Source organism: Streptomyces sp. NPDC089424, assembly GCF_044749345.1.
Lineage (GTDB): Bacteria > Actinomycetota > Actinomycetes > Streptomycetales > Streptomycetaceae > Streptomyces.
This window is the reverse complement of record NZ_JBIVHU010000003.1, coordinates 970,789-981,052: the sequence shown is the minus strand read 5'-3', so window position 1 is coordinate 981,052 and position 10,264 is coordinate 970,789. Positions and strand designations below refer to the sequence as shown.

General features: G+C 69.2%; 9 protein-coding genes. 2 read left to right on the top strand and 7 right to left on the bottom strand.

Translation table 11 applies throughout. The features are described 5' to 3' along the window. Positions 1-360: 360 nt before the first annotated feature. From ACIP2X_RS19620 to thyX, 3 genes are all read right to left on the bottom strand, one after another. On the bottom strand, positions 361-2,046 hold the full coding sequence (locus tag ACIP2X_RS19620) for a ribonuclease J (RefSeq protein WP_401674439.1): 1,686 nt from the start codon (positions 2,044-2,046) through the stop codon (positions 361-363). Between the two features lie 152 nt (positions 2,047-2,198). Beyond that, entirely contained in the window at positions 2,199-3,098 is a 900-nt protein-coding gene (gene dapA / locus ACIP2X_RS19615; RefSeq protein WP_401674437.1) for a 4-hydroxy-tetrahydrodipicolinate synthase, read from the bottom strand. 231 nt (positions 3,099-3,329) lie between these two features. Then, complete coding sequence (thyX, locus tag ACIP2X_RS19610; RefSeq protein ID WP_401674434.1) at positions 3,330-4,070, bottom strand: FAD-dependent thymidylate synthase; 741 nt, start codon at positions 4,068-4,070, stop codon at positions 3,330-3,332. Between the two features lie 170 nt (positions 4,071-4,240). Between thyX and ACIP2X_RS19605 the strand changes: the two genes are divergently transcribed. Beyond that, positions 4,241-4,480 (top strand): hypothetical protein, encoded by a 240-nt coding sequence (locus ACIP2X_RS19605; protein ID WP_401674432.1) that lies wholly within the window; start codon positions 4,241-4,243, stop codon positions 4,478-4,480. Positions 4,481-4,582: 102 nt separating this feature from the next. Continuing rightward, the gene (locus ACIP2X_RS19600) at positions 4,583-5,137 is read left to right on the top strand and encodes a hypothetical protein (RefSeq protein ID WP_401674515.1); all 555 of its coding nucleotides are present in this window, start codon (positions 4,583-4,585) and stop codon (positions 5,135-5,137) included. A gap of 16 nt (positions 5,138-5,153) precedes the next feature. On the opposite strand, the gene ACIP2X_RS19595 is transcribed toward ACIP2X_RS19600, so the two are convergent. Genes ACIP2X_RS19595 through ACIP2X_RS19580 form a run of 4 tightly spaced genes read right to left on the bottom strand, consistent with a single transcriptional unit; the run spans position 5,154 to position 10,000 of the window. Next, positions 5,154-5,606 (bottom strand): hypothetical protein, encoded by a 453-nt coding sequence (locus ACIP2X_RS19595; protein WP_401674430.1) that lies wholly within the window; start codon positions 5,604-5,606, stop codon positions 5,154-5,156. Positions 5,607-5,617: 11 nt separating this feature from the next. Beyond that, positions 5,618-6,370, bottom strand: a complete 753-nt coding sequence (dapB, locus tag ACIP2X_RS19590; RefSeq protein WP_401674428.1) for a 4-hydroxy-tetrahydrodipicolinate reductase — start codon at positions 6,368-6,370, stop codon at positions 5,618-5,620. Between the two features lie 34 nt (positions 6,371-6,404). Next, on the bottom strand, positions 6,405-7,784 hold the full coding sequence (locus ACIP2X_RS19585) for a M16 family metallopeptidase (protein WP_401674425.1): 1,380 nt from the start codon (positions 7,782-7,784) through the stop codon (positions 6,405-6,407). Then, positions 7,781-10,000 carry a polyribonucleotide nucleotidyltransferase gene (locus ACIP2X_RS19580; protein WP_401674423.1) on the bottom strand — a complete coding sequence of 740 codons (2,220 nt, stop codon included), beginning with the start codon at positions 9,998-10,000 and terminating at the stop codon, positions 7,781-7,783. The genes ACIP2X_RS19585 and ACIP2X_RS19580 overlap by 4 nt, the downstream gene beginning before the upstream one ends. Between the last annotated feature and the right edge of the window lie 264 nt (positions 10,001-10,264).

Here is a 10,264-nt window from a genome sequence, read left to right as displayed (position 1 = left end):
TTTGGCACGCTGTTGAGTTCTCAAGGAACGGACGCTTCCTTTGTACTCACCCGAGAATCTCTCTCGCGGCTTTCCTCCGGGCGCTTCCCTTCGGTCTTGCGTTTCCGACTCTATCAGATCTTTTCTCGATCCGATTTCCTCGGTGCTTTCCAGGTTCTCGCTTCCGCGCTTCCCTTTCCGGCGCTTCCGACTTTATCAGAAGTTCTGAGTCGGAATTTCCGCCCCGCTCCGGGGACAGTCTCCGGCGCAGAGTGGCCGGGTTCCCGGGGGAGCGAGCCGTAAACGTACTGGAGCGGGGCGCCCCGATGCAAATCGAGGCGCCCCGCTCCAAGTCCGCGCGTACGAACGGCCGTACGCCGGTCAGACCTCCACGACGACCGGCAGGATCATCGGCCTGCGGCGGTACCTGTCGGAGACCCACTTGCCCAGCGTGCGGCGGATCAGCTGCTGCAGCTGGTGGGGTTCGACGACGCCGTCCTGGGCGGAGCGCTCCAGGACCTCGGTGATCTTCGGAAGGACGTCGACGAAGGCCGAGTCCTCGATTCCGGAGCCACGGGCCTGGACGTGCGGGCCACCCGTGATCTTGCCCGTGGACGAGTCCACGACGACGAAGACCGAGATGATGCCCTCCTCGCCGAGGATCTTCCGGTCCTTCAGGGCCGGCTCGCCCACGTCGCCGACCGAGAGGCCGTCGACGTACACATAACCGGCCTGGACCTTGCCTGAGATCTTCGCCTTGCCCTCGACGAGGTCGACGGCGACGCCGTCCTCGGCGATCACGATGCGGTCGTGCGGGACGCCGGTGAGGGCGCCCAGCTCGGCGTTGGCGCGCAGGTGGCGCCATTCGCCGTGGACCGGCATCAGGTTGCGCGGTCTGCAGATGTTGTAGAAGTACAGGAGCTCGCCCGCCGACGCGTGGCCGGAGACGTGCACCTTTGCGTTGCCCTTGTGGACGACGTTGGCTCCCCAGCGGGTCAGGCCGTTGATGACGCGGTACACCGCGTTCTCGTTGCCGGGGATCAGGGACGACGCCAGGATCACCGTGTCGCCGTCGACGATGCGGATCTGGTGGTCCCGGTTGGCCATCCGGGACAGGGCCGCCATCGGTTCGCCCTGCGAGCCCGTGCAGACCAGGACCACCTCGCTGTCCGGGAGGTCGTCGAGCGTCTTGACGTCGACGACGAGGCCCGGCGGGACCCGCAGGTAGCCGAGGTCCCTGGCGATGCCCATGTTGCGGACCATGGAGCGGCCGACGAAGGCGACCCGGCGGCCGTACTCGTGAGCGGCGTCCAGGATCTGCTGGATGCGATGGACATGGCTGGCGAAGCTCGCCACGATGATCCGCTTGCGGGCGGACCCGAATACCTGGCGCAGGACGTTGGAGATGTCGCGCTCGGGCGGCACGAAGCCGGGGACCTCGGCGTTCGTGGAGTCCGAGAGAAGGAGGTCGATGCCTTCCTCGCTCAGGCGCGCGAACGCATGCAGGTCCGTGAGCCGGCCGTCCAGCGGGAGCTGGTCCATCTTGAAGTCGCCGGTGTGCACGACCATGCCGGCGGGCGTGCGGATGGCGACCGCGAGCGCGTCCGGGATCGAGTGGTTGACCGCGACGAACTCGCAGTCGAAGGGACCGACGCGCTCACGGTGGCCCTCGGCGACCTCGAGCGTGTAGGGCCGGATGCGGTGTTCCTGGAGCTTGGCCTCGATCAGGGCGAGGGTCAGCTTGGAGCCGATCAGCGGGATGTCCGGCTTCTCGCGGAGCAGGAAGGGGACACCGCCGATGTGGTCCTCGTGGCCGTGCGTGAGGACGATGCCCTCGATGTCGTCGAGGCGGTCCCGGATGGACGAGAAGTCCGGCAGGATCAGGTCGATTCCGGGCTGCTCCTCCTCGGGGAAGAGCACTCCGCAGTCGACGATCAGCAGGCGGCCGCCGTACTCGAAGACCGTCATGTTGCGGCCGATCTCACCGAGGCCGCCGAGTGGGGTGACCCGCAGGCCGCCTTCGGGAAGCGGCGGCGGCGAGCCGAGTTCAGGATGCGGATGACTCAAAAGACTCTCCTCACCACACGCGCCACGTACCGGTGGGCACGTGGCGCGCGTGACGTTCGTGCAGAAGCAGTTGTCGTTGTGGGGCGCGGGCACCGGTGGCCCGCTTATTCAGTTGTGAAGTCCCTACGCGCCCTGTCGGGCGAAGTCTGTTGTTAGAGCTGTACCCCGCCGGCGGCAAGATCGATCTTGAGTTGCTCGATCTCCTGCGGTGTGAGCTCGACCATGGGGGGCCGCAGCGGGCCGCCGGGCAGTGACTGGAGGGCGAGCGCGGCCTTGGTGGTCATGACGCCCTGGGTGCGGAACATGCCCGTGTAGACGGGGAGCAGCTTCTGGTGGATCTCGGTCGCCTTCTGGACGTCACCGCTGGTGTACGCCTCGACCAGCTGGCGCAGCTCGGGGGTGACCACGTGCCCGACGACGGAGACGAAGCCGACGGCGCCCACGGAGAGCAGCGGCAGGTTGAGCATGTCGTCACCGGAGTACCAGGCGAGGCCCGAGCGTGCGATGGCCCAGCTCGCCCGGCCGAGGTCGCCCTTGGCGTCCTTGTTGGCGACGATCCGCGGGTGCTCGGCGAGGCGGACCAGTGTCTCCGTGTTGATCGGGACGCCGCTGCGGCCGGGGATGTCGTAGAGCATGACCGGCAGCTCGGCGGCGTCGGCGACGGCCGTGAAGTGGCGGTACAGGCCCTCCTGCGGGGGCTTGTTGTAGTACGGCGTCACGACCAGCAGGCCGTGCGCGCCGGTGCGCTCCGCCACGCGGGCCAGTTCGATGCTGTGGTGGGTGTCGTTCGTGCCGACGCCGGCGACGACGTGGGCGCGGTCGCCCACGGCCTCCAGGACGGCTCGTACGAGGTCCGTTTTCTCCGCGTCGCTGGTGGTCGGGGACTCGCCGGTGGTGCCGTTGATGATCAGGCCGTCGTTGCCTGCGTCCACCAGGTGCGTGGCGAGCCGCTGCGCGCCGTCGAGGTCAAGTGCGCCGTCCGCCGTGAAGGGCGTGACCATGGCGGTAAGGACCCGCCCGAAGGGGGTCTGCGGAGTGGAGGTCGGAGCCATGGGTTACACGCTACTCGTTGCTCAAGGCGCGGTCTGCCCTCGGGATGCGGGAAAAGTCTGGACAAAGATGGATCCCGGCACTGCCTGCTCGGGGGTTCAAGCAGTGCCGGGTCCGTTCGATCAGGCTAGATGAACTTCTCCAAATGCCGCAATACGGACACTTCGCCCGGCTGACCCGTACATCTGTGCCCGCCAGGGACTGCCGGGCACTCCCGGAGAATCGCTCATGCGCTACGGCGCGACCCGGCCGTTGGCGTTGAAGGCGGCGTACGTGAGCGGCATGAGCCGGGCCCACTCCGCCTCCATCTTCTCGCCGACCATCTCGATCTCCCGCTGCGGGAAGGACGGGACCTGGGCCAGTTCGTGCTGGGTACGCAGACCGAGGAAGTGCATCAGCGAGCGGGCGTTGCACGTGGCGTACATCGAGGAGAACAGCCCGACCGGCAGCACGGCCCGGGCCACCTCGCGGGCGACGCCCTCCGCGAGCAGCTTCTGGTAGGCGGCGTAGGCCTGCTGGTACGACTCGTCGAGCACACGGTGGACCGTGTCGTACTGCGCCGGCGTCCCCTCCACGAAGGTGTACTTGCCGGGGCGGCCCTCCTGGACCAGCTTCCGGGAGGTGTCGGGGACGTAGAACACGGGCTGGAGCTCGCGGTAGCGACCCGACTCCTCGTTGTACGACCAGCCCACGCGGTGCCGCATGAACTCCCGGAAGACGAAGATCGGCGCGCTGATCAGGAACGTCATCGAGTTGTGCTCGAAGGGGCTGCCGTGCCGGTCCCTCATCAGGTAGTTGATCAGGCCCTTCGAGCGCTCCGGGTCCTTGTGCAACTCGGCGAGGGACTGCTCGCCCTGGGTCGAGACACGAGCGGCGAACAGGACGTCCGAGTCGGAGGCGCTGGACTTCACCAGTTCGACCGTGACATCACCGCGCAGGGCGATGTCGGAGTGGGGGGCATCGGCGGAGGTCAAGAGGATCCTTCCGGTCACGGCTTGGGGTGGCGCCCACTCTACTCAGTGCGTTGAGCGAAGTTTTTCCCGGTAAGAAGGCACTTCGTCGGGTACTCGCGCGTCTGTACTGATGACAGTCGTTCATCCGAACCCCAGGGTTCCCAGCGTCCTCAGAGAGGAGCACGACCCCGATGTTCCGTCGGCGTGAGCCCATACCCTTCGCCTTCGTCGCCGAAGCGGACCGGTTCCGCAGCAACGTCACTCCCCCACCCCGCCGCCGCGCGTCCGCCGGGCAGATCGCCGGGCGCTGGCTGTTCGGGCTCAGCATCGTGGCCGGGCTGGCCGGCTCCCTGGTGATCGGGACGCCGGCGCTGGAGCAGGATCACCTCTCGACGCCGACGCGGCAGTCACAGGCTTCCGACGGCCACTGAGCGAGCCCGCTCCTCGGACGGACCCCCAAGGGTGGTGGGCGCGGACACGGGTCGATAGCCTCACCGGGCACAGCCCATGCATGGATGAGCGAGGACCCAGCCGTGCCCCTGTCCTTCCTGACGGCCGACAGCGCCTTCGACACAGCCGACGACGTCGCGCTGCCGTTCGACGACCGCGACCGCTGGCGGCGGCCCTACCGCCCAGGTCCCTGGCGGGTGGGCGCGGCCGCGGTGTGGCTGCTGCTCGCCTCGTACGTGCTGTTCGCGGCGGTGATCATCGCCCTGACGGATACGCCGTCCGCCGCCGCGGTGGTCTTCGGCGTCGCGCTCGTCGTCATCGCCGTCGCCCTGCGGCTGCTGCGCATGGGCGTGTGGGTCAGTGCGCACGGGCTGCGTCAGGTGCGCTTCCTGCACACCCGGACGCTCTCGTGGGACCGGGTGGCCGCCGTACGGACGCTGCAGCAGCCGGTGCGCTGGCTGGGGCTGCCGCGCACGGTGCAGGGCCAGGCGCTGATCCTCGTACGCAAGGACCGTTCCGCCGACGATGTGCCGTACCTGCTGACCACGCACAACGCCGACTTCCTGGCGCGTTCCGGCGCCTTCGACCGGGCGGCGGACGCGGTGGAGGCCTGGGCGGCGGAGTACCGGCAGGGCTGAGCTTCTCGCGCGGGAATCAGGCCTGGACGGGCCTGCCCTCGTGGAGCGCGATCGCCCGCTGCATGGCCTTGCGGGCACGGGGCGTGTCGCGGGCGTCCTGATAGGCGACGGCCAGGCGGAACCAGGCGCGCCAGTCGTCCGGCGCCGCCTCCGTCTCGGCCTTGCGCCGGGAGAAGACCTCGTCGGCCGAGTCACGGTCGATACGGCCGCTGGGCAGCCGTTTGAGCTCGTCGGCGGGCAGACCGCCCTCGGCGTCGAGTTCGGCGGCGAGCCGGTTGGCCCTGCGGACGAACTGCGTGTTCTTCCACAGGAACCACAGACCGATCACCGGCAGGACCAGCACCGCGACACCGAACGTGACGGTGAGGACCGTGCCTGTCCGAATGAGCAGCACGCCACGGCTGCCGACCAGGACGAAGTAGAAGACCAGGACGGCGGCCGTGACGAGGTAGGAGAGTTTCGCGCGCATGAGGATCCGGCTCAGCCCAGGTCCAGGAAGTTTTCCAGGCCGAACGTGAGCCCCGGCGTGCTCACGACACGACGGGCGCCCAGCAGGATGCCCGGCATGAAGCTGCTGTGGTGCAGCGAGTCGTGCCGGACGGTGAGGGTCTCGCCCTCGCCGCCGAGCAGGACCTCCTGGTGCGCGAGCAGACCGCGCAGGCGCACCGCGTGCACGGGCACGCCGTCCACGTCGGCGCCGCGCGCCCCCTGAAGCGCCGTGACCGTGGCGTCCGGCGCGGGCGCCGAGCCCGCCTTGGCGCGGGCCTCGGCGATGAGCTGGGCGGTGCGGGTCGCGGTGCCGCTGGGGGCGTCGACCTTGCCCGGATGATGCAGCTCCACGACCTCGACGGACTCGAAGTAGGGCGCGGCGATCTGCGCGAACTTCATGGTCAGGACGGCCCCGAGGGAGAAGTTGGGCGCGATCAGCACGCCCGTCTCCGGGGACTGCTCCAGCCAGCCGCGCAGCTGCGCGAGGCGCTCGTCGGTCCAGCCCGTCGTACCGACGACGGCGTGGATGCCGTGCCGTACGCAGAAGTCGAGGTTGCCCATCACCGAGGCGGGGGTGGTGAGTTCGACGGCGACCTCGGCGCCGGCCTCGGCCAGGGTCTCCAGCTTGTCGCCCCGGGAGAGGGCGGCGACCAGCTCCATGTCCTCGGCGGCCTCGACCGCCCGTACCGCCTCGGAGCCGATACGGCCCTTCGCGCCGAGTACCGCCACGCGCAGCTTGCTCATGTTCTTGCTTCCTTACCGATGACGGGTTCGGGTGTCAGGCGACGGCATCGTGCAGACGCGACGCCTGCTTGTCCTTCAGCGGGCCGATGACCGACAGCGAGGGCCGCTGCCCCAGGACGTCGCGCGCGACGGCGCGGACCTCGTCGGGGGTCACCGCCGCTATCCGGGCCAGCATGTCGTCGACGGACATCTGCTCGCCCCAGCACAGCTCGCTCTTGCCGATACGGTTCATCAGCGCGCCGGTGTCCTCCAGGCCGAGGACCGTGGATCCACGGAGCTGGCCGACAGCCCGGGCGATCTCCTCGGCGGACAGGCCGTGCTCCGCGACGTGGTCGAGTTCGTCGCGGCAGATCTTCAGCACGTCGTGCACCTGCGACGGACGGCAGCCGGCGTACACGCCGAACAGGCCGCAGTCGGCGAAGCCGGAGGTGTACGAGTAGACGCTGTAGGCGAGGCCGCGCTTCTCCCGCACCTCCTGGAAGAGTCGCGAGGACATGCCGCCGCCGAGGGCGGTGTTCAGCACGCCCAGGGACCAGCGGCGGTCGTCCGTGCGTGCCAGGCCCGGCATGCCGAGCACGACGTGGGCCTGCTCGGTCTTGCGGCCGATCAGCTCGACGCGGCCGGTGGCGCGCAGGGCACGGCGGCCGTCGCGCGGGGCGATGGGCTGGGCGGCGGGGTCCTTGAGGGCGCCCGCCTTCTCGAAGGCCGCGCGTACCAGGCGTACGACCTTGTTGTGGTCGACGTTGCCGGCGCAGGCGACCACGAGGTGCGTCGGGTCGTAGTGCTTCTTGTAGAAGCGGCGGATGCGGTCGGCGGTGAGGGCGTTGACGGTGTCGACCGTGCCGAGGACCGGGCGGCCGAGCGCGTTGTCGCCGAACATGGTGTGCGCGAACAGGTCGTGCACGCAGTCGCCCGGGTCGTCCTCGGTCATCGCGATCTCCTCGAGGATCGCGCCGCGCTCGACGTTCACGTCCTCTTCGAGGATGAGCGAGCCGGTCAGCATGTCGCAGACGACGTCGATGGCGAGCGGCAGGTCGGCGTCGAGCACGCGCGCGTAGTAGCACGTGTACTCCTTCGCCGTGAACGCGTTCATCTCGCCGCCGACCGCGTCGAGGGCGGAGGAGATGTCCAGGGCGCTTCTGCGCTGCGTGCCCTTGAAGAGCAGGTGCTCCAGGTAGTGCGTGGCGCCGTTCAGGGACGGCGTCTCGTCACGGGAGCCGACGTGCGCCCAGATGCCGAAGGTCGCGGAGCGCACGGAGGGCAGCGTCTCGGTGACGATGCGCAGGCCACCGGGGAGGGTGGTCTTGCGCACCGTACCGATGCCGCCCTCGCCCTTGATGAGGGTTTGGGTACGGGCGACGGCCCGCGCCTCCGAGGAGGAGCGGGCCGTCACCTGGGAGCCACGGGACGTCACTGGTCGGCGTCGTCCTTCTTGTCCTCGGATGCTTCCTCGCCCTCGATCACGGGGATCAGGGAGAGCTTGCCGCGGGAGTCGATCTCGGCGATCTCGACCTGGACCTTGTGGCCCACGCCGAGCACGTCCTCGACGTTCTCCACGCGCTTGCCGCCGGCCAGCTTGCGGATCTGCGAGATGTGCAGCAGACCGTCCTTGCCGGGCAGCAGGGAGACGAACGCGCCGAAGGTGGTCGTCTTGACGACCGTGCCCAGGTAGCGCTCGCCGACCTCGGGCATCGTCGGGTTGGCGATGCCGTTGATCGTGGCGCGGGCGGCCTCGGCGGCCGGCCCGTCCGAGGCACCGATGTAGATCGTGCCGTCGTCCTCGATCGTGATCTCGGCGCCCGTGTCCTCCTGGATCTGGTTGATCATCTTGCCCTTGGGGCCGATGACCTCACCGATCTTGTCGACCGGGATCTTCACGGTGATGATCCGCGGCGCGTTCGGGGACATCTCGTCGGGCCGGTCGATGGCCTCCATCATCACGTCGAGGATGTGGAGACGCGCGTCGCGGGCCTGCTTGAGGGCGGCGGCGAGCACGGAGGCCGGGATGCCGTCCAGCTTGGTGTCCAGCTGGAGGGCGGTCACGAACTCCTTGGTGCCGGCGACCTTGAAGTCCATGTCGCCGAAGGCGTCCTCCGCACCGAGGATGTCGGTGAGGGTGACGTAGTGCGTCTCGCCCTCGATCTCCTGGGAGATCAGGCCCATGGCGATACCGGCGACGGGGGCCTTCAGCGGCACACCGGCGTTCAGCAGCGACATGGTGGAGGCGCAGACCGAGCCCATGGACGTCGAGCCGTTGGAGCTCAGCGCCTCGGAGACCTGGCGGATCGCGTAGGGGAAGTCCTCGCGCGCCGGCAGGACCGGCACCAGGGCGCGCTCGGCGAGGGCGCCGTGGCCGATCTCGCGGCGCTTCGGGGAGCCGACGCGGCCGGTCTCGCCGGTGGAGTACGGCGGGAAGTTGTAGTTGTGCATGTAGCGCTTGCGGGTCACCGGGGAGAGGGTGTCCAGCTGCTGCTCCATGCGGAGCATGTTCAGGGTGGTGACGCCCAGGATCTGGGTCTCGCCACGCTCGAACACCGCGGAACCGTGCACGCGCGGGATGGCCTCGACCTCGGCGGCGAGCGTACGGATGTCCGTGACGCCGCGGCCGTCGATGCGCTTCTTCTCCTTGATCACGCGCTCGCGGACCAGCTGCTTGGTGAGCGAGCGGTACGCGGCGGAGATCTCCTTCTCGCGGCCCTCGAACTCCGGCAGGAGCTTCTCGGCGGCGAGGGTCTTCACGCGGTCCAGCTCGGACTCGCGCTCCTGCTTGCCGGCGATGGTGAGCGCCTGGGCGAGCTCGGGCCTGACCGCGGCGGAGAGCGCCTCCAGGACGTCGTCCTGGTAGTCAAGGAAGATCGGGAACTCGCCGGTCGGCTTGGCGGCCTTGGCGGCGAGGTCGGACTGGGCCTTGCAGAGGACCTTGATGAAGGGCTTCGCGGCCTCCAGACCGGAGGCGACGACCTCCTCGGTCGGCGCCTCGGCGCCGCCCTCGACCAGCTTGATGGTCTTCTCGGTGGCCTCGGCCTCGACCATCATGATCGCGACGTCGCCGTCCTCCAGGACGCGGCCCGCGACGACCATGTCGAAGACGGCGTCCTCGAGCTCGGTGTGCGTCGGGAAGGCCACCCACTGGCCGCGGATCAGCGCGACGCGGACGCCGCCGATCGGGCCGGAGAAGGGCAGGCCGGCCAGCTGCGTGGACGCGGACGCGGCGTTGATCGCCACGACGTCGTACAGGTGGTCGGGGTTGAGCGCCATGATCGTGGCGACGACCTGGATCTCGTTGCGCAGGCCCTTCTTGAAGGACGGGCGCAGCGGGCGGTCGATGAGGCGGCAGGTGAGGATCGCGTCCTCGGAGGGCCGGCCCTCGCGGCGGAAGAAGCTGCCGGGGATCTTGCCGGCGGCGTACATCCGCTCCTCGACGTCCACCGTGAGGGGGAAGAAGTCGAGCTGGTCCTTGGGGTTCTTGGAGGCGGTGGTGGCCGACAGCACCATGGTGTCGTCGTCCAGGTAAGCCACGGCGGAACCGGCGGCCTGCTTGGCCAGGCGGCCCGTCTCGAAGCGGATGGTGCGGGTGCCGAACGCGCCGTTGTCGATAACGGCCTCGGCGTAGTGGGTCTCGTTCTCCACTAGCGTTTTCTCCTCGTCTTCGTCCCTCCTCGCCCGTGTGGCGGGGGGACGGTGGCGGAGAAGCGCTCCGTCTGGTGCGGGCCGGTCTTCGATCGAAGCACCCGGGTCACTTCCCCCGGGGGCCACTACCGAGGACCGGCGGCGGCGCGGTGCGCTCCTCCTCGTTCGTCTTGTGTGATCTCGCCTACCCCGGTGGGCGGGCGGATTCACGCTGCGTCGTGCCTGCAGCGTCGTGCGTACAGCGGTCGTGCGTCATGCGTTGTG

Coding starts and splice junctions, on each gene's coding strand:
- dapA (WP_401674437.1), bottom strand. CDS start 3,098: ATGGCTCCGACCTCCACTCCGCAGACCCCCTTCGGGCGGGTCCTTACC.
- ACIP2X_RS19605 (WP_401674432.1), top strand. CDS start 4,241: ATGTTCCGTCGGCGTGAGCCCATACCCTTCGCCTTCGTCGCCGAAGCG.
- ACIP2X_RS19595 (WP_401674430.1), bottom strand. CDS start 5,606: ATGCGCGCGAAACTCTCCTACCTCGTCACGGCCGCCGTCCTGGTCTTC.
- dapB (WP_401674428.1), bottom strand. CDS start 6,370: ATGAGCAAGCTGCGCGTGGCGGTACTCGGCGCGAAGGGCCGTATCGGC.